20 protein-coding genes and 2 tRNA genes are annotated in these 24,935 nt (G+C 35.4%); 16 read left to right on the top strand and 6 right to left on the bottom strand.

The genetic code is table 11. The annotated features are described in order from the left end of the window. Window positions 1-7 precede the first annotated feature (7 nt). Together AB8B65_RS15815 and AB8B65_RS15810 are read left to right on the top strand one after the other, a co-directional pair. A tRNA-Val gene (locus tag AB8B65_RS15815) sits at window positions 8-82 on the top strand. A 23-nt stretch (window positions 83-105) separates the two neighbouring features. After that, window positions 106-180 (top strand) — tRNA-Val (locus tag AB8B65_RS15810). A 37-nt stretch (window positions 181-217) separates the two neighbouring features. On the opposite strand, the gene murF is transcribed toward AB8B65_RS15810, so the two are convergent. Together murF and gldJ are read right to left on the bottom strand one after the other, a co-directional pair. Further along, a complete protein-coding gene (gene murF, locus AB8B65_RS15805; RefSeq protein ID WP_405302238.1) occupies window positions 218-1,489 on the bottom strand; it encodes a UDP-N-acetylmuramoyl-tripeptide--D-alanyl-D-alanine ligase in 1,272 nt (423 codons plus the stop codon). Between the two features lie 84 nt (window positions 1,490-1,573). Next, window positions 1,574-3,274, bottom strand: a complete 1,701-nt coding sequence (gene gldJ / locus AB8B65_RS15800) for a gliding motility lipoprotein GldJ (RefSeq protein ID WP_405302236.1) — start codon at window positions 3,272-3,274, stop codon at window positions 1,574-1,576. Between the two features lie 226 nt (window positions 3,275-3,500). Here gldJ and porU point away from each other — a divergent pair, with 226 nt between their 5' ends. The 8 genes from porU (at window position 3,501) to AB8B65_RS15760 (ending at window position 15,366) form a co-directional block, all read left to right on the top strand. Beyond that, on the top strand, window positions 3,501-7,376 hold the full coding sequence (gene porU, locus AB8B65_RS15795; protein WP_405302235.1) for a type IX secretion system sortase PorU: 3,876 nt from the start codon (window positions 3,501-3,503) through the stop codon (window positions 7,374-7,376). Window positions 7,377-7,407: 31 nt separating this feature from the next. Beyond that, complete coding sequence (gene porV, locus AB8B65_RS15790; protein WP_405302234.1) at window positions 7,408-8,649, top strand: type IX secretion system outer membrane channel protein PorV; 1,242 nt, start codon at window positions 7,408-7,410, stop codon at window positions 8,647-8,649. A gap of 815 nt (window positions 8,650-9,464) precedes the next feature. After that, window positions 9,465-9,947 carry a cytidine deaminase gene (cdd, locus tag AB8B65_RS15785; RefSeq protein ID WP_405302233.1) on the top strand — a complete coding sequence of 161 codons (483 nt, stop codon included), beginning with the start codon at window positions 9,465-9,467 and terminating at the stop codon, window positions 9,945-9,947. A 253-nt stretch (window positions 9,948-10,200) separates the two neighbouring features. Then, window positions 10,201-11,199, top strand: a complete 999-nt coding sequence (gene pdhA / locus AB8B65_RS15780; RefSeq protein ID WP_405302232.1) for a pyruvate dehydrogenase (acetyl-transferring) E1 component subunit alpha — start codon at window positions 10,201-10,203, stop codon at window positions 11,197-11,199. 6 nt (window positions 11,200-11,205) lie between these two features. Then, complete coding sequence (locus AB8B65_RS15775; RefSeq protein WP_405302231.1) at window positions 11,206-12,852, top strand: pyruvate dehydrogenase complex dihydrolipoamide acetyltransferase; 1,647 nt, start codon at window positions 11,206-11,208, stop codon at window positions 12,850-12,852. 70 nt (window positions 12,853-12,922) lie between these two features. Further along, window positions 12,923-13,870 carry a M28 family metallopeptidase gene (locus tag AB8B65_RS15770; RefSeq protein WP_405302230.1) on the top strand — a complete coding sequence of 316 codons (948 nt, stop codon included), beginning with the start codon at window positions 12,923-12,925 and terminating at the stop codon, window positions 13,868-13,870. Window positions 13,871-13,897: 27 nt separating this feature from the next. Further along, window positions 13,898-14,578, top strand: a complete 681-nt coding sequence (locus AB8B65_RS15765; protein ID WP_405302229.1) for an SDR family NAD(P)-dependent oxidoreductase — start codon at window positions 13,898-13,900, stop codon at window positions 14,576-14,578. A 101-nt stretch (window positions 14,579-14,679) separates the two neighbouring features. Continuing rightward, window positions 14,680-15,366, top strand: a complete 687-nt coding sequence (locus AB8B65_RS15760) for a YceI family protein (RefSeq protein ID WP_405302228.1) — start codon at window positions 14,680-14,682, stop codon at window positions 15,364-15,366. 23 nt (window positions 15,367-15,389) lie between these two features. Here the strand turns inward: AB8B65_RS15760 and AB8B65_RS15755 are convergent, their stop codons facing one another. Continuing rightward, window positions 15,390-16,010, bottom strand: a complete 621-nt coding sequence (locus tag AB8B65_RS15755) for an outer membrane beta-barrel protein (RefSeq protein ID WP_405302227.1) — start codon at window positions 16,008-16,010, stop codon at window positions 15,390-15,392. Window positions 16,011-16,117: 107 nt separating this feature from the next. Then, entirely contained in the window at window positions 16,118-16,864 is a 747-nt protein-coding gene (locus AB8B65_RS15750) for a thioredoxin family protein (protein WP_405302226.1), read from the bottom strand. Between the two features lie 224 nt (window positions 16,865-17,088). On the opposite strand from AB8B65_RS15750, the gene AB8B65_RS15745 reads away from it, so the two are divergent. The 4 genes from AB8B65_RS15745 to AB8B65_RS15730 all read left to right on the top strand — a co-directional run bounded on the left by AB8B65_RS15745 (window position 17,089) and on the right by AB8B65_RS15730 (window position 21,384). Beyond that, window positions 17,089-18,591, top strand: coding sequence for a ferritin-like domain-containing protein (locus AB8B65_RS15745; RefSeq protein WP_405302225.1), 1,503 nt, complete (start codon window positions 17,089-17,091; stop codon window positions 18,589-18,591). Between the two features lie 108 nt (window positions 18,592-18,699). Further along, window positions 18,700-19,461 carry a hypothetical protein gene (locus AB8B65_RS15740; RefSeq protein ID WP_405302224.1) on the top strand — a complete coding sequence of 254 codons (762 nt, stop codon included), beginning with the start codon at window positions 18,700-18,702 and terminating at the stop codon, window positions 19,459-19,461. A gap of 172 nt (window positions 19,462-19,633) precedes the next feature. Next, window positions 19,634-20,569: a DUF692 domain-containing protein gene (locus AB8B65_RS15735; protein WP_405302223.1), complete on the top strand. Its 936-nt coding sequence runs from the start codon at window positions 19,634-19,636 to the stop codon at window positions 20,567-20,569. After that, window positions 20,566-21,384 (top strand): putative DNA-binding domain-containing protein, encoded by an 819-nt coding sequence (locus AB8B65_RS15730; RefSeq protein ID WP_405302222.1) that lies wholly within the window; start codon window positions 20,566-20,568, stop codon window positions 21,382-21,384. Before AB8B65_RS15735 ends, AB8B65_RS15730 begins: the two co-directional genes overlap by 4 nt. Window positions 21,385-21,647: 263 nt before the next feature. Here AB8B65_RS15730 and AB8B65_RS15725 read toward each other — a convergent pair whose 3' ends face one another. After that, window positions 21,648-22,247, bottom strand: a complete 600-nt coding sequence (locus AB8B65_RS15725) for a hypothetical protein (protein ID WP_405302221.1) — start codon at window positions 22,245-22,247, stop codon at window positions 21,648-21,650. Then, entirely contained in the window at window positions 22,244-23,155 is a 912-nt protein-coding gene (locus AB8B65_RS15720; RefSeq protein WP_405302219.1) for a hypothetical protein, read from the bottom strand. Before AB8B65_RS15720 ends, AB8B65_RS15725 begins: the two co-directional genes overlap by 4 nt. A gap of 134 nt (window positions 23,156-23,289) precedes the next feature. Between AB8B65_RS15720 and AB8B65_RS15715 the strand changes: the two genes are divergently transcribed. After that, the gene (locus AB8B65_RS15715; protein ID WP_405302218.1) at window positions 23,290-24,225 is read left to right on the top strand and encodes a DUF4349 domain-containing protein; all 936 of its coding nucleotides are present in this window, start codon (window positions 23,290-23,292) and stop codon (window positions 24,223-24,225) included. A 109-nt stretch (window positions 24,226-24,334) separates the two neighbouring features. Then, the gene (locus AB8B65_RS15710; protein ID WP_405302217.1) at window positions 24,335-24,934 is read left to right on the top strand and encodes a SprT-like domain-containing protein; all 600 of its coding nucleotides are present in this window, start codon (window positions 24,335-24,337) and stop codon (window positions 24,932-24,934) included. Window position 24,935 lies beyond the last annotated feature (1 nt).

Raw genomic sequence — 24,935 nt, 5'->3', positions numbered from 1 at the left:
GCAATAAGGGCGATTAGCTCAGTTGGTTCAGAGCATCTGCCTTACAAGCAGAGGGTCACTGGTTCGAATCCAGTATCGCCCACTATCTTATTGAAAATGAATTTCGGGTGATTAGCTCAGCTGGTTCAGAGCATCTGCCTTACAAGCAGAGGGTCACTGGTTCGAATCCAGTATTACCCACAAAAAAAGCTTCTTATTGCAAGAAGCTTTTTTTAGTTTATAACAAATCTAAAATTCGTTCCAATGCCATTCCGCGCGAGCCTTTAATGAGTAAAGTGCTGTTTTCTATTTTTGGGAAATGATCTTTTAAAGATTCGAATGTATTGTGTATCGTTATATTGGAATTTTCACTTTTAGTGATTCCAAAGTTTTCTCCTATTAAATAAATATGATCAATCTCTAAAGAAGCTGCGTATTCATTTATGAATTGATGTTCTGCTGCGGCACTTTCTCCAAGTTCAAACATATCGCCTAAAAAAGCAATCTTAGGTGTATCTGACAAGTTTGAAAAGTTGTCTAAAGCCGCCTTCATGCTTGTGGGATTTGCGTTATATGCGTCTAAAATGATTTTGTGACTACTTTTGTGTATAATTTGCGATCGGTTGTTAGAAGGAATATATGTTGCAATAGCTTCCTTAATTTTATCGAGTGCAACCTTAAAATACATTCCCATAGCGACTGCTACAGCAATGTTTGAAAAATTATACGAACCAATCAACTGACTTTGTATTTCAGTATCATTCACCATTGCTTTTACCATAGGATTTGCGCTTTTAAATTGAATCGATAATTCATTTGTTTTGGCGCTTCCAAAGGTGTAACTGTCTATGTTTTTCGTTTTTTCTACTTGTTTTGAATCTTCACCATTTACAAAAACAAACTTGTTGTTAGCTTTTAAATGATCGTATAGTTCGCTTTTTCCTTTAATGACACCTTCTATGCTGCCAAAACCTTCTAAGTGTGCTTTTCCGAAATTTGTAATATATCCGTAATCAGGTTCGGAAATATTGCTCAGAAAAGCAATTTCTTGCTGATGATTTGCGCCCATTTCTACAATTCCGATTTCGGTATCAGCAGTCATAGAAAGTAACGTAAGTGGCACGCCAATGTGATTATTTAGGTTTCCTTTTGTGGCTGTTGTTTTGAATTTCTTGGAAATTACAGCATTGATCAATTCTTTAGTGGTAGTTTTTCCGTTGCTTCCTGTGAGTCCTATAATGGGAATGTTGAGTTGTTTACGGTGATAGTTTGCGAGCTTTTGAAGTGTTTCTAGTACATCTTGCACAAGAAAAGTGTTTGCTGTTGATTGGTATTCTTCTTCATCAATAACGGCATACGCGGCACCTTTTTCCAAAGCATCTTTCGCGTATATATTTCCATTGAAATTTTCTCCCTTAAGGGCAAAGAAAATACAGTTAGGAGTAATATTTCTTGAATCAGTACATACTGTCGGGTATTTTTTAAATATGGAGTATAACTCTTGAATCATTGCTATTGAAATTAAATAAAGTTAAAACGAAAAAAAGCCCTGATATGTATCAGGGCTTTTAATCAATACATGTAAATGTATATATTATTTTCTAGGACTCTTTCTTCCTTGTGCTTTTGAACCAACTCTTGACATCGCACATCTAAATCCGATATAAGAAGTTGCCATATATTCTGGGAAAGCTCTTCTTTGTGCTGGATCAATCCAGTAAGCTCTATCTTTCCATGAACCACCTTTATAAACTCTTACGTTGTCATCAATTAAAGTAGTTCTAGTATTTGATTTGTCATATTGTCTTAACATTGTTCCAGTAGAATCTTTATCTACTAAATGCTTAGGTGCGTTGTACATACGCTTTTTCTCAGATGCTCCGTCTTCGTCTTCGTTAAAAGCATCAAAATGTCTTGAAGAAGATACATCTCCATCACGATAGTTTCTGTTATCAGATTTGTCGAAGTTCGTTCTTAAATACGTTTCGTTTTCATCAACTGGAGTTTCCGCTAATTGACCAGGAAGGTTTCTTGCCATAACACGCCCGTTAGGTAGCGTATCTAAAGTTATAGTTCCTGTAGTTACAATCTCAGCTTTTCCTTCTTGATTAATTTTGTTTTTAGTATAAACGTTACCACGATAGTAGTTAAAGTCACTTGCTTCATCGTCTACAATTGGACGATATACATCAGAAACCCATTCTGCAACATTTCCTGCCATGTCATATAATCCAAAGTCATTTGGAGGATATGATTTTACACGAGCAGTAATATCAGCACCATCATCAGACCAACCTGCAATTCCACCATAATCACCTTTAGAGTTTTTAAAGTTAGCTAATTGATCTCCACGTCTTTTTCTGTTTCCACTTCTTGTGAATTCACCTTTCCATGGATATTTTTTTCTACCACGTACGTTGTTGTACTCTCTTAATCCGTCTAAGCCTTTAGCAGCATATTCCCACTCAGCTTCTGTTGGCAAGCGATATTCTGGTAAAATAATTCCAGACGTACGTTTTGCGTAAATATTTGTTTCTTCAGCTTCTTCGCCATCTTCAGCGTCGTCACTTTTCTTTTTCTTTTTCTTGTTTGACCTTTCAGCCATTTTTCCTTTGTAGTCATCAATCTTACCACCGTACGTTTTTGTAGGGTCAGTTAAGTATGCTTCTGTACTAAAAGTGCTTTCTGGGTTAATGCTATCCGTTTTTACACCTTTAGCAATGTAACCTTCGCGCTCTAAAACAGCTTCGTTAACTCTGTCTGTTCTCCACTGACAAAATTGTACTGCTTGAATCCAGTTTACACCAACTACAGGATATTCTGCATATCCAGGGTGTCTTAAGTAGTTAGTAGTCATCGTTTCGTTAAATCCTAAACGATTTCTCCATACTAATGTATCTGGCAAAGCTCCAGTATAAATATTTCTGTAGTTTTCATTTTCTGGTGGAAAAACAGTTTTTGTCCAATATAAGTACTCTGTGTACATTAAATTGGTAACTTCTGTTTCGTCCATATAAAAGGATTGAACGTGTTGCTGGTTTGGAGTGTTATTCCAATCGTGCATAGGATCATCCTGCGTTTTTCCCATTGTAAAAGTTCCTCCTTCTACAAATACCAAACCAGGCGCCGTTTCCTGATCTTTATATTTTGTGTTGGCTGCAAATCCTCCATCTTTTCCATCAATTTGCCATCCTGTGGCTTTTGATGTGTTATTTGATGAAGATCTTTTACAACTAAAAAATCCTAGGGATACTACTGCGGCAAGTAGCATAATTTTGAATGTTTGCTTTTTCATAGTCAAGACTTGAGTATTGAAAGAAATTTAGGTTTGCAATATAGTAATTAAAGGTAAATTATCAACTGTTATTTAAAAAATTAATATAACGATTTACCTTAATTATTAATATTAATAGTTTTCATATAACGGGCACAGTTGTTATTTATTATTCTTAATTTTGTTTTTTTAAAAAATTACCTAAAACATTGAATAATATTTCAGTGTATTTATCGTTAAATATGCAATGAAAAAAACTCTAACATTCCTAATAGGACTCCTTTACATAAGTGCTTATGGTCAAAATAAGCATTTCGATTTAACATGGAGTGAAGCACCAAAAGAATTTTCAAAAGAAAATTCATCTGTAAAATTGCCAACGTTTAATGAAGAGTATTTTGTTAGTAATGACAATGGTACTATCAGCTTTATTGCGCAATGGGATGATGAACGGTTTGTAAATAAGAACTCAATGCAAATTGAAAATGTAGTGTATGGAACCATTACAAATCCAAATCTGGGGGCAATTGACAAACAACTACTTCCAACTGCTATCCAAGCTAAAATTGCAAATTCGGGTGCAAGAGGAAAAAATGCACACATACTAATTGTATCTCCTTTAATTATGGAGAACGGAGTTGTGAAAAAAGTACTCAGCTTTGATGTTACTTATAATTTCCTAGCGGGAAGAGCTAATGCAACAGCCAAAAACAGCACAGCAATTACAAGTTCTGTATTAGCAAGTGGAAACTTCTATAAATTTTCCGTGGAGGCATCTGGTATTTATAGAATAGATGCCAATTTTTTAAATCAAATAGGAATAAACACAGGAAGTGTCAATCCAAGAAAAATAAAAATCTATGGAAATGGTGGAAGAATGATTCCACACCTTAATTCTACCAACGATTATTATGATGTCACTGAAAACGCAATAACTGTTTTTGGTGAAGAAGATGGCGAATTTAATGGAAATGATTACATCTTATTCTACGCGGAAGGACCAAAGAAATTTAACTCAGACAGTCAAACGCACATCAATGCGTATACCGATAAAACATATTACTTCATTACAGCTGATGGTGCCGAAGATGGAAAACGAATTCCAGAAGCAGTACAGCCAACAGCAGCGCCAGACGTTACCATTACAGAATATGATGACTATCAATTTCACGAAGAAGATGTCGTAAATATTGTAAAACTAGGGAGAAGATGGTTTGGTGAAATATTCAACATTGAATCTGAACAAACGTTTACGTTTACATTACCTAACTTGATTACTACCGAGCCTGTACGTATTGGTATAAAACCTGCGTCAATTTCAAACGGAGTAACAAGCATGAGTACGTTTATTAATGGACAACCTGCTCAAAATATAAACGGACAATCTGCTTTTAACTTCACATTTCCTCAAATTAATGATACAAGATTGGCTACAGAACATAACGTTCCTGGAGTTAATGGTAATAGAAATGGGTTAATTGTTGATGAAGTGAATCTTACTTCGGGAGATTTAAACATCACATTAAATTATGAAAATAACGGAGTTGCAGGGTCAATAGCGTATTTAGACTACATATCTATAGAGTCTAAACGAATCCTTACAGGAATTGACGATCAATTTACCTTTAAATATAATGATGCAAGAAATATAATAGGAGTTGGTGAGTTTGTCATTGCAAACGCCTCAAAAATATATGAAGTTTGGGATATTACTGATATTTGGAATGTTACGAAAGTAACCAACACAACTGCTGCTGGTTCATTTGCGTTCAAAGCGCCAATGGGTGAAATAAGACAATACATTGCAGGAGATACATCACGCTTCTTAATTCCTACGCTTGAGCCTAACAGTCAAGTGCCCAATCAAGATTTAAAAGGAAGTATTTTTGCAAATGGCGATGTGGAATATATCATCATTGCTCAAGAAAGCTTTGCTTCCCAAGCAGAACGTATTGCCGATTTTCACAGAGGAAACTCTGGAATGGTTGTAAAAGTTGTAACACTTAAAAGTATTTATAACGAATTCAATACCGGAAATCCAGATATTGGAGCCATTCGTAACTTCTTAAAATATGTATATGACAATGCAAGTATTCCTGAAAATAGAATAAAATATGTGTGTTTCTTTGGAGACGCTTCGTATGATTACAAAGATCGAATTCAAGGGAATACAAATATCGTTCCTGTATATCAAGCCTATGACAGTTTTAACTTGACAAGTGGTTTTATGACCGATGATTTCTACGGAATGATGGATGACGATGAAGGTACAATGGCAGTAACAGATCGTTTAGATATTGCTTTGGGGAGAATGTTGTTATTAGATCCAAATCAAGCAAAGAAAATTGTAGACAAAACACTCGTATACTATACCAAAGAAGCTTTTGGAAGATGGAGAAATACCGTAACAATTGTTTCTGATGATGCCGAAAATACCAATGACAGCCAATTAGAAGTCGATTTAGATGCGCTTGGCGATGTAATTTCTACTGAAAAACCATTCTTAAATATCTCTAAAATACATACAGATGCTTTTGTGCAAGAATCATCAGCCGCTGGAGAACGTTATCCAGAAGTAAATGAAGCCATAAAAGATAATATATCATTGGGTTCTTTAGTAGTAAACTATTTTGGTCACGGTGGTGAAGATGGTTTGGCAGGAGAACGAATATTTGAAAAAGGAGACTCGCAAGAGTTGGCAAACGATTGCCGTCTTCCGCTATTTATCACAATTACTTGTGAATATACTCGTTTTGACAATCCGTTACGTGAAACCGCAGGAGAATTTATGTACTGGAATGAAGGTGGTGGCGCAGTTTCGCTGCTAACAACAACACGACAAATATTTCAAAATGTAGGTGTAAGTATCAACGAACTACTGGCAAGATATTTGTTTTCGTACGAATCCAATGAATATGAGCCTATTTCAGAAGCACTGCGTCAAACAAAAAACTTAGTCACAACAAGTAACAAAAGAACTGTATTCTTCATTGGAGATCCAGCAATGAAACTCGCTATTCCGCAACCAAGAGTCAATCTTACAATGATCAATGATGTGCCAATTACACAACCTACGGATACACTAAAAGCATTGAGTAGAGTAAAAATGGCAGGAAACATTACGGATGACTCCGGAAACTTAATAGATACCTATAATGGAACCGTGTTTTCAACGATATACGATAAAAAAATACAACGTCAAACGTTGGCAAATGACATTCCTTTTGTCCTAAACTTTGAAACGCTTGGAGAAATTATATTTCGTGGAAAAGCAGAAGTGGTAGAAGGAGAATTTGAATTTGAATTTGTAGTGCCACGTGACATTACAATACCTGTCGGAAATGGACGTATAAGTTTCTACGCAGAAAAAAATGGTGTGCTAGAAGACCATACAGGATTCAATGGAAACTTCAAAGTAGGAGAACTCAATGAAGATGCGCCAATAGATAATGACGCTCCAGTTGTGAACTTATTCTTAAACGATGAAAGTTTTGTTTCTGGCGGAATTACCAATGAATCTCCATTCTTGCTCGCAAAACTATCAGATGCAAACGGAATCAATACAGCAAGTGGAATTGGACATGACATTGTTGCCGTTTTAGATGGTGATGAAGTAAATCCAATTATACTAAATGATTATTACGAAACCGAACTAAACGATTATACACGCGGAATAGTAAAATTTCCATTGCGTGATTTGGAAGATGGTACACATACACTATCGCTTAAAGCGTGGGATGTATACAACAATTCTTCAACAACAGAAATACAATTCACAGTTTTCAATGAAAACAACTCGCTGACTATTAACAATGTACTAAACTATCCAAACCCTTTTGTGAGTTACACAGAATTTTGGTTCAATCACAACAGTTCTAGTGAACTTGATATCATGGTGCAAGTCTTTACAATTTCGGGTAAAGTAGTGCGTACATTGGTCGGAAAAACTAACGCAGGAGCTTCAAGCAAAGATTTCAGTTCATTATCAAGAGATATTGTCTGGGATGGAAAGGATGATTTTGGTGACAAATTGGCAAAAGGAGTCTACGTATACAAGATTACTGTAAAATCTACGTTAACAAATCAGAAAGTTGAAAAGTTTGAAAAACTTGTAATACTATAAATAAAAACTATATTTGTTAAAATTTAACTGAATGAAGAAGCTATTTTTATCTATATTGTGTCTAATCCCATTGGGAATGTTAGCGCAAACTACAGTAGTAAACCCAAATGATACTCGAGTAATTACCACAGGAGTTCCGTTCTTACTTATTACACCAGATGCGAGAGCAGGAGGAATGGGAGAACTTGGAGTTGCCACATCTCCAGACACCTATTCACAACAATGGAATCCAGCAAAATATGCTTTTGCAAAAGAACAAATTGGAGTAGGAATCAGTTACACTCCATACTTAAGTGATTTAGTAAACGATATATTTCTAGGGAATTTAACATTCTACAACAGAATCAATGAAAGAAGTGCGTGGTCTGCAAGTATAAAATACTTCAGCTTAGGTGAAATTGAAATCATTACACAGCAACAAGCTGATATTGGAAACTTTACACCATTAATAGAAAGTCCAAATGAATTGGCAATTGACGCATCGTATGCATTGCGTTTAAGCGATCAATTTGCAATGTCGGTAACTGGTCGTTTCTTGCGATCAGACTTAAAATTACAGTCGCAGCCAGATGTAGAAGCAAACGCAGCAAGTACATTTGCAGTAGATATTGCTGGTTTTTATCAGTCAGAAGAGGTTGCTTACAATGACTTTAACGGACGTTGGAGAGCAGGATTCAACATTTCAAACTTAGGTCCAAAACTAAAATATGACGAATTAGGACAAGAAAATTTCTTACCTACACAATTAAAACTTGGAGGTGGATTTGATTTCATCTTTGACGAATACAACAAATTGGCAGTAAGTGTAGAAGTAAATAAACTATTAGTGCCAACACCACCAAAACTCGGTTTCGTTGATTTAAACGATGACGGAAACCAAGATACGGACGATTTATCTACACCAGATGTAGACGAAAACGAACCAACAATCATAGTGGCAGGTCAAAGTGATGATGTAAATTTCGTATCAGGAATCTTTCAATCTTTCGGTGATGCGCCAGATGGTTTCAGTGAAGAATTAAAAGAATTCACCTATGCAGTCGGATTAGAATACTGGTATCAAGATTCATTCGCATTACGTGCAGGATACTTCAACGAAAGCGAAATAAAAGGTGCTAGAAAGTTCTTTACACTTGGAGCAGGTTTCAAATACAGTGCAGTAAGAATTGATGTTTCATACTTATTCTCTGCATCACAAGTTAGAAATCCATTAGAAAACACATTGCGCTTCTCTCTTACATTCAACTTAGGAGATACATACGACGAATTATAAAATTCACTACATACAAATTACAAAACCTTTCAAGTTGCTTGAAAGGTTTTTTGTTTTTAGAAATTATTTGTGTAAAAGTTTATTTCATTACAAAAAAAACAAACCCACACAACAGCAAGCACAAAAAATAATTCGTGAATTCGTGACAAAATCTTTCCAATCAACAAACCACAACAGTAAGCATTAGTGTACATTCCCAACGCATCTCCATAAACAAGCTAAAAACAAATTGACAAATTGACAAATCAATAGTTCGACAACCAACCAAACCCACACAACAGCTAGCACAAAAAACATTCGTGAATTCGTGACAAAATCTTTCCAATCAACAAACCGCAACAGTAAGCATTAGTGTACATTTCCAACGCATGTCCATAAACAAGCTAAAAACAAATTGACAAATTAACAAATCAACAGATCGACAAACAACCAAACCCACACAACAGCAAGCACAAAAAAATTCGTGAATTCGCGACAAATTTTTTCCAATCAACAAACCACAACAGTAAGCATTAGTGTACATTTCCAACACATATCCATAAACAAGCTAAAAACAAATCAACAGCAAGCACAAAAAATAATTCGTGAATTCGTGACAAATTTTTTCCAATCAACAAACCACAACAGTAAGCATTAGTGCAAATTTCTAACGAATAACCACAAACAAACCAAAACAAATCAACAAATTGACAGATCGACAAACAACCAAGCCAGCAAACAAGCTAAAACAAATTGACAGATCAACAAAAAATCACTATCTTTCTAAGCTATTTCGATCCGAATAACCGATCAATAGGAAAGAAACTAAATTTCACATGCAGGAAATAAAAATAACAACAACACTTACGTGTTATGACAACATAGAGGAACTTCCTCAACACATTCAAAAACTAATGCAGCATGCGGTTGAAGCCCGAAAAAAGGCGTACGCACCGTATTCAAAATTCAGAGTAGGCGCAGCGTTACAGCTAGAAAATGGCGTTATAGTATCTGGAAACAATCAAGAAAATGCAGCATATCCTTCAGGTTTATGTGCAGAACGTGTAGCAATTTATCATGCAGGAGCGGCATATCCAGGTGTTAAAGTAAAGCAAATTGCAATTACGGCGACTTCGGATAATCACGTAAACAAAACACCAATTCCACCATGTGGTTCATGCAGGCAAGCTATTGCAGAATATGAAATGCGTCAAGAAGATGCAATTGAAATCTACTTCATGGGCGGAGAAGGAAAAATAATGAAATCCAATTCATTAAAAGACCTATTACCATTAGTATTTGATAAATCATATTTGTAAAACTTAAAATAAATAACAGATTTACTACCAATAAACGATCAAAATTAAGAGTACAGGTACATTTAATTTTTCCGATAACGTTTTCGAAAGAATAAATCGTGTTAAAAATGCGATAATTTACCGCTACATTTTTTCACTAATTATTAAAATAGTATTTTTGTTATTCGTATATCGAACAAACAACAACAAGTAATAAACCCTAAAAAGGGATTTGGGATTTACGAAAATCACAAAACCAACCAATTTGAAATAAATGGAAAAAATCACTAAAGAAGTATACCTCAAATGGTACGAGGATATGTTATTTTGGAGAAAATTTGAGGACAAACTAGCTGCTGTATACATTCAGCAAAAAGTACGTGGATTTCTTCACTTATACAATGGTCAGGAAGCAGTATTAGCAGGATCATTGCATGCAATGGACTTGTCAAAAGATAAAATGATTACTGCATACAGGAATCACGTACAACCAATTGGAATGGGCGTTGATCCTAAAAGAGTGATGGCAGAATTGTATGGAAAAGCAACAGGAACATCACAAGGTCTTGGAGGTTCTATGCACATTTTTGCACCAGACAAAGGGTTTTATGGTGGACACGGAATTGTAGGTGGACAAATTCCATTAGGAGCAGGACTCGCTTTTGCAGACAAATATTTCAAAAGAGGCGCTGTAACCTTATGTTATATGGGAGATGGAGCTGTAAGACAAGGATCGTTACACGAAACATTCAACATGGCAATGAACTGGAAACTTCCAGTAGTATTCATCTGTGAAAACAACGGATACGCCATGGGAACTTCTGTAGAAAGAACTGCAAACCACACAGATATTTGGAAACTTGGTTTAGGCTACGAAATGCCTTGTGGACCAGTTGACGGAATGAATCCTGTGAAAGTAGCAGAAGCGGTACACGAAGCTGTAGAAAGAGCAAGACGCGGTGATGGACCCACATTTTTAGAAATGAAAACCTACCGTTATAGAGGACACTCAATGTCTGATGCTCAAAAATACAGAACAAAAGACGAAGTTGAAGAGTACAAAAAAATAGATCCAATAACACAAGTAAAAGAAATATTATTGGAGAAAAAATACGCGACCGAAGACGAAATAGCAGCAATGGATAAGCAAGTGAAAAGCTTAGTGAAAGAATGTGAAAAATTCGCTGAAGAATCTCCGTATCCAGAAAAAAGCTTAATGTACGACGCAGTATACGAACAAAAAGATTATCCATTTTTACCTCATAAACTATAATAAAACATGGCGGAAATTATAAACATGCCAAGACTAAGCGACACCATGGAAGAAGGTGTTGTAGCATCATGGCTGAAACACGTAGGTGATAAAGTTGAAGAAGGTGACATTCTCGCGGAGATTGAAACTGACAAAGCAACAATGGAATTTGAGTCTTTCCATGAAGGAACATTACTCTATATTGGTGTTCAAGAAGGAGAAACTGCGCCAGTTGATACCTTATTAGCCATCATCGGTGAAGAAGGTGAAGATGTAGATGCTTTAGTGAAAGGAGCAGGAGCAGCGCCAGCAAAAGCAGAAGTTGCCGAAGAAAAACCAGCAGAAGCACCAAAAGCAGCTACCGAAAAAGTAGCAATGCCAGCAGGAGCAATCGTAGTTACTATGCCACGATTAAGCGACACAATGGAAGAAGGAACCGTAGCTTCCTGGTTAAAACAAGTTGGTGACAACATAGAAGAAGGAGATATTCTTGCCGAAATTGAAACAGACAAAGCGACAATGGAGTTTGAATCTTTCAATGAAGGAACACTTTTATATATAGGAGTAAAAGAAGGAGAAACAGCACCAGTTGATAGTATATTAGCGGTTATAGGAGAAGCAGGAACAGATGTTGATACCGTATTGAAAGCAGCAGCTTCAGGAAACGATTCAGCATCAGAAGCAACAAAGCCAGCAGAAGCAGCAGCAACAAAGCCAGCAGAAGCAGTAACGGAAGCTCCAAAAGCTTCTGGAAACGCCTCTTCAAATGCTAGAATCATTGCTTCGCCACTTGCAAAGAAAATTGCAGCAGACAAAGGAATTGATCTATCGCAAGTACAAGGAAGTGGAGATCACGGACGTATTGTAAAACGCGATGTAGAGAACTTTACGCCAGCAGTAGCAGCTCCAGCAGCAGCCAAGGCGCCAAGTTCACAATCTGCGGAAGCGAAAACATCTACTCCAGCGGTAACACCATTTGTACCAGCAGGAGAAGAAAGCAGCGAAGAAGTGAAAAACTCGCAAATGCGTAAAACAATTGCACGTCGTTTAGGAGAATCTAAATTTGCAGCGCCACATTATTACCTTACGGTAGAATTGGACATGGACAACGCAATTGCTTCAAGAAAAACAATCAACGCCATTCCAGATATCAAAGTATCATTCAATGATATGATTGTAAAAGCGTGTGCAATGGCATTACGCAAACATCCGCAAGTAAATACAACTTGGAGTGATGCAGCTACAATATATCACAAACACATTCATGTGGGAGTTGCAGTAGCAGTTGACGAAGGATTGTTGGTTCCTGTATTAAAATTTGCAGACCAAATGAGTTTAACAACCATTGGTGGAAAAGTACGTGAATTGGCAGGAAAAGCGAGAAACAAAAAGATTTCTCCAGCAGAAATGGATGGAAGTACTTTCACGATTTCTAACTTAGGAATGTTTGGAATTTTAGAATTTACATCCATCATCAATCAGCCAAACTCAGCAATTTTATCTGTTGGAACTATTGTGCAAAAGCCAGTAGTGAAAAACGGAGAAATTGTAGTAGGAAATACAATGAAAGTAACATTAGCGTGCGATCACAGAACTGTAGATGGCGCAACAGGAGCACAATTTTTACAAACCGTAAAACAGTATGTAGAAAATCCTGTGACAATGTTAGCATAACGATAATACACTTAAGAAATCCCACGGAAGTGGGATTTTTTGTTTATACCAATCAGCAATCAAATACATTATGAAATATTTAAAAAATATACTTGGAATCTGTTTAGTATCTCTAGTAATCTTTTCGTGTAAGACAAAAGAAATGGTCATTGCAGCGCAAGAAGTAGATGATATTGTGACGTATTTAGCTTCTGACGAATTAGAAGGAAGAGACACAGGAACAGAAGGAATTGAAAAAGCCGCAACCTATATTGAAAATTACTTCAAGGAAATAGGAGTAAAGCCTTATTTTGATACGTATCGTGATAGTTTTACCGTAAAAGGAAAAAATGCTTTCAATGTAATTGGATATATTGAAGGAACGGATCCAGACTTAAAAAATGAATTTGTAATCTTAGGTGCGCATTACGATCATATTGGATTTGCAGAAGCTGTAAATGGTGATACAATTGCCAATGGAGCTAACGACAATGCAGCAGGAGTTGGAACTGTAATGACAATGGCAAAATACTTTGCAAAAACAAAAAGTAACAAAAGAAGCATCTTATTTACACTGTTTTCTGCGGAAGAAAAAGGATTGCTTGGATCTGCACATTTAGCAAAAACGCTAAAAAGCGAAAACCTAAACTTATACTTAATGCTCAACTTTGAAATGGTAGGTGTTCCTTTAGTTGGGAAAGATTACACGGCGTATGTAACAGGATTTGACAAGTCGAACTTAGCAGCAAAAATGAACGAATATGCAGGAAAGAAAATTGCAGGATTCTTACCAAAAGCGGGTGAATTCAGATTGTTTATGCGATCAGATAACTATCCGTTCTTTAACGAATTCAATGTGCCTGCTCAAACTTTTTGTACGTTCGATTTTACGAATTTTGATCACTATCACAAAGTAGGAGATGAATCAGATATCATGGATTTCAATCACATGGCAAACTTTGTAAATACGTTTATTCCAGCCGTAAAAAAAGCAGTAAATGCGCCAACAAAAGAAATCAAATTGAAGCCTTCGAAGTAATAACTTAATTAGGAAACTTTTAAAAGAATGAAAAACGTCATCATCACAGGAACAAGCCGAGGAATTGGTTTTGAATTGGTACACTTATTTGCAAATGCAGGATACAATGTATTGGCATTATCACGAAACGAAAAGCCAATTTCAAATCTTACTTATGACAACATCACTTCGTTTGCCTTCGATTTAAGCAAACCAGAAGATTATGGTAGAGTGACTGATTTTGTCCAAGAAAATTGGCAACAAGTAGATATCGTAATTCACAATGCAGGTTCTTTACTCAACAGGCCTTTTGCCGAAACGACGATGGAAGATTTTGAATGGATTTACAAAGTCAACGTATTTGGTGTCGCAGAATTGAGTCGCGTATTATTACCGTTTATGGTTTCAGGAAGTCACGTCGTAACCATTAGTTCTATGGGCGGAATTCAAGGAAGTATGAAATTCCCAGGATTGGCAGCCTACAGTTCTTCTAAAGGAGCTGTAATTACCTTAGTAGAATTATTAGCAGAAGAACACAAAGAAACGGGAATTGCGTTCAATGTGTTGGCTTTAGGCGCTGTTCAGACAGAAATGTTAGCAGAAGCTTTTCCGGGATACAAAGCACCATTAACCGCTTTAGAAATGGCGCAATACATTTACGATTTTTCACTTAACGGAAACAAATTCTACAACGGGAAAATATTGCAGGTTTCGAGTTCAACACCGTAATCTTAGATTGTAAATATACTTTTTGACACTTTTTTTACATTTGATTGACATAATGAATAGGCAACTCAATCTATATTCGTGGAAATATTAAAAATAAAACCATGAACATAATCAAGAGTATTCTGTTGTCATTAGTTGTAGTAGCAATTATAGTTGTAGCAAGCGGATATACCAAAAACGAATCCGAAGCACCGAAAAAAGAACAGCTTGAAACCGTAGTCGATCTACAAACGGTAGAAAAAACAGAACAGCAAACCATAAGTCTATTTGTAACACACGGACATTGCAGTACGCCATTTGCAGGTGTTGTAAATAATTTACAATTAGACATTACTTCACGTAGCGATCAGGGAAATCCGTTAGAAAATATGGCACTTTCGTTTGAAGTAGACCCAAATACATTCAATGTGTGCAGAGCGGAAGAATTAACTCCTAAAATTAGACAACAAGGATTATTTGTAGGAAAACACAATGAAAAAATCACTTTCAAGTCTACAAATGTATATACCATGGGATTGGATTGGTACCAAGTAAACGGTAACATGTCCATCAAAGGAATTGAAAAAAAGGTGAAGTTTTTTGTAACAGGTATCAGAAATCCACAAGATCAAATGGCGAGTTCATTAGTGTTAAGCGGTCAAGTAAATTTATTTGATTGGGGAATTGACTATGATAAAATTGTGAATGGAAAATCGGATAACGTTCCAACAAAATTATTATATCTAAACATGCAAATTGATGCCTTAAATTATCAAACACCATTAGTAACTGTAAATGAGGAGCAATAGCAAATAAACTAAAAAAGTAGTGTTTAAAACATTCTAGATTTTCTACTCTTTTGTCCTTTTTTAAGTGTCTTATTCAGCGGAAAAGTAACACCAAATGTAACAGCACCTGCAAACTGTTCTATAGTATTGTGATAATAATAAGTAACGCCAATTTCAATATTTTGTTTTGGACCTAAAACCAGTCCGAATGAAATTGGAATATGAAAAATTAAACCACTTTCTTTACTTGCAAAAGTATTTGTAACGGTTTCAAATTCTCCTACCGACATTCCTGCACCAACTTCAATAAATGGAGCAACCCAAGGAATTGGAGCCTTTAAGCGTGCTTTTCCACCCAAAAGAAAAGCATTTGTGTCAGCTTTTAAAACACGCTGTGTCGAATCAGTTGCTTCTTCATCTGAATTTGCAAAAATAAATCCAGCGTACGGACGTATATCAAACCATTCTTTTATTGTATGAATATATTCTGCTTGGGCATAAAATCCTGTTCCATAAAAATTTGAATCATCATCATAAGGAGCACTAAATCCATAACCTATAGTAGCTTTGATGGCGTGTTGTTTATTAGAAGTATCATCTGTTTGAGCAATTATTGAATGAATAGTAATTGCACAAATAAATAGGAATAAGATGCTTTTTTTCATGGTAAAACTTTATTGGTTGATTGAAAGTACGTTCAAAAATACTATTTTAAACAAAAAAAGAAAGCCGTGAAGCTTCCTTTTTTTTCAATATTTATATGTTTCGAAAACTACATTTCATCAATAATTTTTTCAATCAATGTTGTGGTAGAAGCATAGCTTAAGCCTTGCTCTTTTGCAATATCAATCGCTTTTTTTGCGGTTTTCAATGCTTTTGCATAGTTACCTGTTTTATACAACAAAGCAGCATGTGTATCTACATTATAATACGTAGCTTCTAATTCAATAGAACGTTCTGCAGCTTTTATAGCTTTCAGTAAAATTTTTATATCACTGTAATTTTTATAGGCATTCCACGCCAAAGAATTTAATTGAGTAGACGAATTCCATAATTTATCTAAATTAGCTTGGCTAAAATCATTTACATCAAAATCAGCTGAATCACTTTCTGTTTCAGTTGATTCAATAACGGTCTCTTCAACTGCGCCGCTCATGTGTTTTTTAACCAAATCTTCCATTTTAGTTTTGCTCATAGCGCCTTCAATCTGTTCTAAATTTGAACTATTATAAATGAACAAATAAGTTGGCATTGCAGAAATTCCTAAAGCATCATCCACTTTACTTTTATCAACATCAATCTTATAAAAATCAACACGATCTTTATACTTTGCGTTTAATTCCTTTAAAATTGGATCCATACGTTTACAAGGACCACACCAAGTTGCGTAAAAATCCAAAACGATCAACCGATCATTATCAATGAGTAACTTTGATTCTGCATTTTCGTCTGTCAACTCAGTTTGCGCAATGGACGGAATTGCAATACAAAGCATTAGAAATAGCAATACTTTTTTCATAATCGTAAAATTTAATTGTTTAAAAATATATAAAAAAAATCGTGCCAAAAAATAATCAACCATTATTTTAGTCTAACGTTCCTATTATTAGTTAAATAACAATTGTGACTATCTCAGATATTTGTAGTAATTTATCCAAGAAATAAAACAAGTATTTCTACTGTTTTATGAATAAACGAGAACACCTACATTTAAAAACACCATATATAAAACTAACTTACATTATGAATGGATTACTCTTTCAGTTGCCAAAAACGGTAACAAAGTCAAATCTCAAACAAGCAATGCAACAAGCTATTGAAATTGAGATTGCCACAATTCCCGTATATCTATACACCTATTACTCAATCAACAGAGTTCCAAATCAGTCTGACATTGAAGCACAAATTCTTACAGACATGAAAGCGACTCAAAAAGGCAAGAAAAACAAAAAAACGGATGCCGAATTGCAGCAAGCAGCAGCAAAACTAGCGTTGGAAATCATGGTTTTTGCTAACAAAGCAGGCGGATTAATCATGAGTGTAGCCGTAGAAGAAATGTTACACATGTCATTATCTTCCAACATAAAAAATGCACTAAAACCACCGTACGGCGGCATTCCAGATTTAGTTGGAAAAACACCAAAAGTATGGCCAGCGTATTTACCTGGACACGTACCTGCCTTTGAAATTAACAGAGGTAAACTTTCGTTAGAACAGTTACACGCATTCTTGCTGATAGAAAGTCCGCTTCCGTTCAATGTTGACGAAGCCGAAAAAGGCAACGCAATTGAATATACGACTATTGGTGAATATTACGATCTCATCATAAGCTGTATTAAAAACGAACTAAAAGATTCAGACTTCAATGGAGATGCGCCACAATTACTTCCCGAAAAAGGATACTACGCGCAAAATAATATTGATACCATCTATTACGATGAAAATCATAAACCACAATTTCCAAATGCAGATGATAGTGGCGGATTGGTACATGTAAAAGGGAAAAACTCAGCTATTCACGCCATGAACGAAATCATTGAGCAAGGAGAAGGCGCAAAAACACCTTTAGAAACGCCATTTGGGAAATTAGAAATTATCGGCGATCATTTAACTCCAGAAGGAAAAGTAGTATGTCCAATAATTCCAGTAGGAGAAAAAGGAACAAATCCTGGAGACTATGACGACAAAAACAAAAAAGAACTCTCGCACTTTGATAAATTCTTAGAAGTATACTGTACGATTGAACGAAAAAATCACGAATTACAAACTTTCTTAAACACAAAGGACTTCGATTTTACAAAATACTTCGTCAAAGACCTTCCAAAAAATCCAAGTACATCAAATTACCCACAAGCCATTCAAGATGTTTCAAATCTTACGAATGCAATCTATACGTACATATTTATCATGGCCGAAGCGTGTTACAAAACTGATGGTCACAAACAATATGAAATCTTTATGTTCGGAATTCACAAATCTATGATTTGGTTACTAGATAATTTATGCGGAACCATGTCTGGACTAAACTATACAGACAGCAGCGGCGAACAGCAAACAGTAGCGGCTACGCTTGAAGATTATGATTTTGATCCATCCTCAAGCCCAAAATCTCAAATAATAAACTTAGCAGGAATTGCAATGGCTTCAAGTCCTATTGTATCTGAAACACTACTAAGTAGAATTAAAGATTTGCCAGATGTGCCACTAGAAGCATACTTGGTAGAAAATAACAAAGGGATTTTATAATAAAAAGTAGTAAACACATGAAACGAGCATGCTAAAAGCTTCTTACACAAGAAAAATGATTCATAGCGAACAACATGTGACCGATTAAAAAATAATAAATATAAACACATGAAACATTTAATATATAGCGCATTAAACAGTTGTGGTGCAAATAGTTGTAGTAAATCAAGTACGAGCGGACCTAATAGTTGTAGTAGTAGTGGAAGCGCAAATGGTTGCAGTAGTAGTAGCGGATCATCAAACGGATGTGGAAGCGGCACAAGCACACCATCTACACAAAAAGACATTGCAGTGCCTTTAGAATTACACGCATGTATGGGATTAAACGCTTGTAAAGGACACGATCGTTTCGGAACCAACGATTGTGCAGGTTCAGGACATTGTGCAACGCAAGTGCACAGTTGTCACACATTGAACAATTGTCGTGGTCAAGGTGGTTGCGGATTATATGGAGATACCGAAGAGCAATGCAAACCAGGCGCAAACGATTGTGCATGGCAAGGAAGTTGTGGAACACCAATCCCAGCAGAACGTTTCATTACGCAAGGCGCCAACAAAGGAAGAAGTGTATGGCAATTGGCTCGTAAACTTTTTGAAGATCGAATGGACAAATCACGTAGAACGGTAAAAGATGCGCCATTTCAATACGGACCGCCAATAAAATGGTTACGCGCCAACGGAAGAGGAGAATCGTGTGGAAGTAGTGGTGATAAATATTGTTCTTTTGGGCAAAACAATCCAGAAAAAAGCGCCAATGAATTCTGTTTAGAAAGCAGTCACGAAATCAAAAATACGGTTGAAAACTGCGATTGTACAGAAACGAAAGACAAAAAGAAAAAGAAAGCTAAAAAGAAGGCTTCTAAGAAGTAATAGAAAGGTGTTAGGTTTTGGGTATTAGGAATTAGATAGTTTCTGAGAACAGTTTCAGATTTGTAAAATAAGTTTAACAGTTTAGTCTATGAAACAAATACAAAGTAAGAAACTAACAGACAACAGACAACAGACAACCGACAACCAATAAAAGGAGCAAAGCGACAAAAAAATGCAACAAAAAGTACAACAACTTCCCAATTTAGGCTTAGGTTTAGGTTTGCGAGGAGAACATTTCAATCACATACTAGAACACAAACCTGCGGTAGATTGGTTTGAAATTATTTCGGAAAACTTTATGGATTCTGGCGGAAGACCTCGGTATGTCTTAGATCAAATTGCAGAACAATATCCTATCGTAATGCACGGTGTTTCTATGTCGATTGGAAGTACAGATCCGTTGAATTTTGAATATTTAAAGCGATTAAAGAAATTGGCAGATGAGGTGAATCCGAAATGGATTAGCGATCATTTGTGTTGGACAGGCGTTTTAAGTCTAAACTCGCATGATTTATTACCCGTAGTCTTAAATGAAGAAAGTCTAAAACTCATCACCACAAAAATAAAACAAGTACAAGACTATCTTGAACGTCCATTAATTCTAGAAAACCCAAGTACATATTTAACCTTTCAGCAATCAACCATTCCAGAATGGCAATTTCTAAAGTACATGGTGGAAGAAACCGATTGTGGACTCTTACTCGACGTAAATAATGTATATGTGTCTTCGTTCAATAATGAATTTGACCCAATAGCATATATAGAAGGTTTGCCGCACGAAAGTATTGTGCAAATGCATTTGGCGGGACACCAACACAACGGCGATCATATTATTGACACGCACGACAGTCCTGTAGTTGATCCTGTTTGGGAATTATTCAGTTTAGCTTGGGAACGCACAGGCGGAACGTCAACCTTGTTAGAATGGGACGGAAATATTCCTGAATTTGATGTCTGTCATGCAGAATTACTCAAAGCAAAAAACTATATGAATGGCTTCAAAAACCAATTTGTAGCGCCTGAAACAACACCGCAAGAAACAGAAACCGTGTCAAACCCAATTGATTTTATGGTGACAAATGTGGCAAAAGACTTTGTAGACTCATGAAGATTATAAAAGACGCATCGCGTGTAGCAGCCGAACAAAGTTTTGCTCAAATTCAACAATGGATGCAACAACAACTAATGCATCCGCAGTTTGCTGGCGATTATGAATCGTTTGTAAAATCGACTTCAAAATTGTCTGCCAAACAACATATAAACATCTATCAACGCAGTTATATTGCACGCTTGCGCGATTGTATGGTAGCACAATTTCCTGCACTAAGTTATGCACTAGGAAAACAATTATTTTTGCAATTTGCAGATTTGTACTTGCTTGAATATCCTTCCAAAAGTTATACGTTGGGCGATTTGGGACAACATTTTGGAGACTTTTTAGAAGAAACACGTCCCGACAAAGAAGCTGAAGTCAAAGAAACCTGGCCCGATTTTATGATCGAATTGTCAAATTTTGAATTCCTAGTCAACAGTAGTTTTGACGAAAAAGCCGATGAAAATTATCAAAAAGCAACCTCAGAAACACCGGAAGAAAACTTAGGATTAGTTCCTGTATTTCATTTATTAACACACGAACATCCAATCAGTTTATATTATAAAGAAGCGGTAAACGACAGAAATCCGCAGTTGCCATTTCCGCAAGAAAGTTACTGTGTCTTATTGCGGCGCGAATATCGATTGGGATTATTTGAATTATATCCGATACAATATCAATTCTTAGTAAAACTCAAAGAAGCCAAGTCTGTTGCTGCGGCAAAACAATTTTTAGTGCAACAATTTTCCGTTGATGCTGACGAATTAGAAACCTATTGGCAACAATGGAAAACAAAATGGTTAGAAGAAGGTTTTTTCGTTTCAAAGTGACGTATTTGTATTGAAACGTCTTTATGTTTAGGAAACGACGAAGTAATCTGTTTCAAAACAATTAATTTTCAAAGTACTTCTCGATACAAAATTTTATACTAAAATTTCACTCGAAGTGACGTATTTGCATTGAAACGTCATTACGAGGAGAAACGACGAAGTAATCTGTTTCTATTAATACATAAAGTAGTTTTTGAAACAAACAAATTGCCACAAGTTTTCAAACTTTCGCAATGACGTTTCAAACAAGTCTAACAATCTAATCAATCTAGCGTTTCAAATGCAAACGACGTATTCACTTTTTTGTCATCATCAATCACAATAAAAGTCCGTTTAATAATCACTAACACACTATCTTTTTGTTTGTAAGTCGAATTAATCAACGAAGTATACAGTATTTTTTGGGAAGAAATACTATCGTTTCGTGATTCTATATTTCCAGAAAATTCTATATTTTCAATTTTTATAGTTTGAATAGAATCTGAAAGTGATTCCGTAAATTTATTAGAATCTGCTAATTGCTCTTTAATAGTTTCTGCAAACTCTGGATGTTTTGTGGCTAAAATTTGTGCTTCGTAATTGGCTTGTAATTTCTCTGAAATCTCGGAGTTAAAATCATTTAATGTAAAATAAGCTGGTGCATCCCAAAAACTTTTGCTTTTGTCATCAGTTTTAAAATCACCATTATAATCATATCTGTAAGTTTTAAGGTCTTTCCCTTTTTCGTCAGCATCATCAACCAAACCATCTTTCTCAACTGATAATTCTTCACTTTTCATTTTAGAATTCTCGGATTTCTTTGCAGATTCACTACACGAAATACACAACAGGAAACCGAATATGTACAATAGCTTTTTCATCATTGAATCATAAATTTAAGTTTCACAATCTGTTCATTGGCATAGACTTTATCAAGAATTTGCATCTTTTTTAAAGTACTTGTGGGAATCGTTAATACATTAATGAATTCCTTTTTTGTATACATTTCAATTCCAATAGCATTCTTAAACACACGATAAATTTGTGCATTTTCAGAAATCAATTCATGCAATTGTGCACGGCGTTTTTTCCAATCGTCTTTATTACCATTCGCATAATACAACAACATTAACGCGTAGTCATCTGTTTGTAATTGCACGGTTTTATGTGAGCTCGAATTCATATGTCGTACAATCGTATCTGTTTTGTGATAGGGCGATTTTACAATAAATTTCAGTTCCTTTTCGGGAGTTGTATAGGAAAAACAACCCAAACTATCGGTCTTAAAATATAAGGAAGATTCGTTCTTTCTAATAATTTCAATATCTAATGGAATCTTTGTAATCGCTTCTCGCTGATCGGAATCAACAAAACAAAAGGAAAACGTATTTTCAGTTGGATACAAACTATAAATTCCGAAAGCAAGTAAAGGAAGTGCTAAAAGCAACCAAAAAAACTTTGGAAAACGCTTCACACTATTTTTAGATTCAACTTCACTTTCAGGTTTAGTATGTTGTTTTATAAAATCATCCCAATTTTCAAAACCAACATATACGCTGAGTAAATTCAGCATGTCAATACGCGGTAACTTTTCAGCATCATTCTTTACATACGTATAAAACCATTTTTCGCTAATACTACCTTTAGTTTTGTTGCGTAAATCTTCTTGAAAATCTGTAATCGTATTGCCTTTCCACGCACGAATATCGTTAGCAGCAGCATGTGTAGCTCTAAAAGTAGCTGCCGTTTGCTGTTTTAAAAGTGGAAAGTAATATGTTTTTTTTGCGTTCAATTAAAATGTAAAAATCAGATTATCAGTGTTTTGTATTTTGTAAATTAATTTACAAAGTCGTTACAAGTGCTTTACAAAGCTTCTTGCAGAAACTCCGATAGGTTTGTATTCGTAATCCTTAAAAATATAAAATTATGAATGCAATTACACAAAAACATATTTTAAAATCATTTCTATTTATTTTTTTATTTCTGACTTTTATGTCTTGTCATGAAAATAGTGCTAAAAGTTTTAATGAAGAATTGGCAATTGAAAAAGTAGATCTTAGATACGATTATGATGGCGTAGATGATACATCGTTAAAACTAGAAGATTCTGATGCAGATTTTAAAGGAAAAGATCAAGGTTTTTCATATAGCTATAGACAGGATGATACCAATCAAAATTTAGCTTCACAAGTGCCCGATAACTTAAAAATTATCAAAACGGCAAGTACGCGTTATAAAGTAAAAGATATTGGAAAAGCGTTGGCAGACATAAAACAGCTATTGTATGTAAATAATGGTTATATATCTGAATTGCGATATGATAATAATTATAATGAGAAGAAAAACAGGTTCACTATAAAAATTCCAAAAGAGAATTTTGATACGGTTTTAGACGGCATTCAAAAATTTGCAGAAGAAACCGATTATGTAAATATTTCTACGACAGATGTGACTGAAAAATATTTAGATGCACAAACACGATTAGATACAAAGATTGAAGTCAAACAACGTTTGGAAGCGGTATTACGAAAAAATGCAAAAACAGTGGAAGACATTTTGGCGACAGAAAGACAATTGCGCATCATTCAAGAAGAAATAGAAGTCGTACAAGGAAAATTAAAGTACATGAGTAGCAGAGTTGCGTATAGTACCATCCAAGTAGAAATTTATGAAACTATTGAATATAAAGAACAGCCTTTAGCTTACAAAAAAGGGTTTTGGGTAAAGGCAAAAGAAGGTTTGGCTTCGGGTTGGAATGCTATTCAAGAGCTATTAATTGGAATTTTATCAATATGGCCAATTCTGTTCGTTGTTATTGTTGGACTGATCTTTTTTAGAAGATGGAGAAAAGCTAGAAAATAATATTTTATAAAATTTGAACACACACTGACGATTCTTATTCCCGAAATCGTCGGTTTGTGTTTCATAGAATACTATACATTTCAAAACAAATGTGTACTTTTGTTGAACCGTGAAAGAAATACTAGCCAAATACATTCCTGAACGCGCGGTTGATCCTACTTTTGACCTCATAAAAGCGAATCAGGTACATTTAAAAATTGTGAATCAACGTGTCACTCGACATGGCGATTATCGCAGAATGCCCGATGGTAGGCATATTATTACTGTAAACGCAGGTGAAAACAGATACCGATTTTTTGTAACATTGATCCATGAAATTGCACATTTAGTTGCCTACGAAAAGCACGGGCGATTTATAAAACCACATGGAATAGAGTGGAAGCGCACTTTTCAACAACTGATGTTACCGTTTATAAATCCGCAAGTATTTCCAACGAAAATCTTACCAATTGTTGCCAATCATTTCAAAAACCCAAAAGCAAGTAGTGATACGGACGCGAAATTTGCGTTGGCGTTAAAACAGTACGATCCGGAAAATGATAAAAACTACGTCTTTGAAATTCCGCACGGAAGTACATTCCGAATGCATAACGGGAAAATATTTCAACGCGGAAACAAACGTGTCAAACGCTATGAATGTGTTGAGGTTGCTACAGGTCGTATGTACTTATTCAATCCAAATGCTGAGGTTGAGTTGTTGCGGAGTTAAT

The organism is Kordia sp., assembly GCF_045105435.1.
In the GTDB taxonomy this organism is placed as follows: domain Bacteria; phylum Bacteroidota; class Bacteroidia; order Flavobacteriales; family Flavobacteriaceae; genus Kordia.
Note: the sequence above shows the minus strand (reverse complement) of the source record. Positions and strands in the feature narration are given on the sequence as shown.

Excerpts from the sequence above, each read along its gene's own strand:
- AB8B65_RS15715 (WP_405302218.1), top strand. The coding sequence starts at position 23,290 with ATGAATGCAATTACACAAAAACATATTTTAAAATCATTTCTATTTATT.
- murF (WP_405302238.1), bottom strand. The coding sequence starts at position 1,489 with ATGATTCAAGAGTTATACTCCATATTTAAAAAATACCCGACAGTATGT.
- porV (WP_405302234.1), top strand. The coding sequence starts at position 7,408 with ATGAAGAAGCTATTTTTATCTATATTGTGTCTAATCCCATTGGGAATG.
- AB8B65_RS15750 (WP_405302226.1), bottom strand. The coding sequence starts at position 16,864 with ATGAAAAAAGTATTGCTATTTCTAATGCTTTGTATTGCAATTCCGTCC.
- AB8B65_RS15765 (WP_405302229.1), top strand. The coding sequence starts at position 13,898 with ATGAAAAACGTCATCATCACAGGAACAAGCCGAGGAATTGGTTTTGAA.
- porU (WP_405302235.1), top strand. The coding sequence starts at position 3,501 with ATGAAAAAAACTCTAACATTCCTAATAGGACTCCTTTACATAAGTGCT.
- AB8B65_RS15735 (WP_405302223.1), top strand. The coding sequence starts at position 19,634 with ATGCAACAAAAAGTACAACAACTTCCCAATTTAGGCTTAGGTTTAGGT.
- AB8B65_RS15775 (WP_405302231.1), top strand. The coding sequence starts at position 11,206 with ATGGCGGAAATTATAAACATGCCAAGACTAAGCGACACCATGGAAGAA.
- gldJ (WP_405302236.1), bottom strand. The coding sequence starts at position 3,274 with ATGAAAAAGCAAACATTCAAAATTATGCTACTTGCCGCAGTAGTATCC.
- pdhA (WP_405302232.1), top strand. The coding sequence starts at position 10,201 with ATGGAAAAAATCACTAAAGAAGTATACCTCAAATGGTACGAGGATATG.
- AB8B65_RS15740 (WP_405302224.1), top strand. The coding sequence starts at position 18,700 with ATGAAACATTTAATATATAGCGCATTAAACAGTTGTGGTGCAAATAGT.
- AB8B65_RS15725 (WP_405302221.1), bottom strand. The coding sequence starts at position 22,247 with ATGATGAAAAAGCTATTGTACATATTCGGTTTCCTGTTGTGTATTTCG.
- AB8B65_RS15755 (WP_405302227.1), bottom strand. The coding sequence starts at position 16,010 with ATGAAAAAAAGCATCTTATTCCTATTTATTTGTGCAATTACTATTCAT.
- AB8B65_RS15770 (WP_405302230.1), top strand. The coding sequence starts at position 12,923 with ATGAAATATTTAAAAAATATACTTGGAATCTGTTTAGTATCTCTAGTA.
- AB8B65_RS15745 (WP_405302225.1), top strand. The coding sequence starts at position 17,089 with ATGAATGGATTACTCTTTCAGTTGCCAAAAACGGTAACAAAGTCAAAT.
- AB8B65_RS15760 (WP_405302228.1), top strand. The coding sequence starts at position 14,680 with ATGAACATAATCAAGAGTATTCTGTTGTCATTAGTTGTAGTAGCAATT.
- cdd (WP_405302233.1), top strand. The coding sequence starts at position 9,465 with ATGCAGGAAATAAAAATAACAACAACACTTACGTGTTATGACAACATA.
- AB8B65_RS15730 (WP_405302222.1), top strand. The coding sequence starts at position 20,566 with ATGAAGATTATAAAAGACGCATCGCGTGTAGCAGCCGAACAAAGTTTT.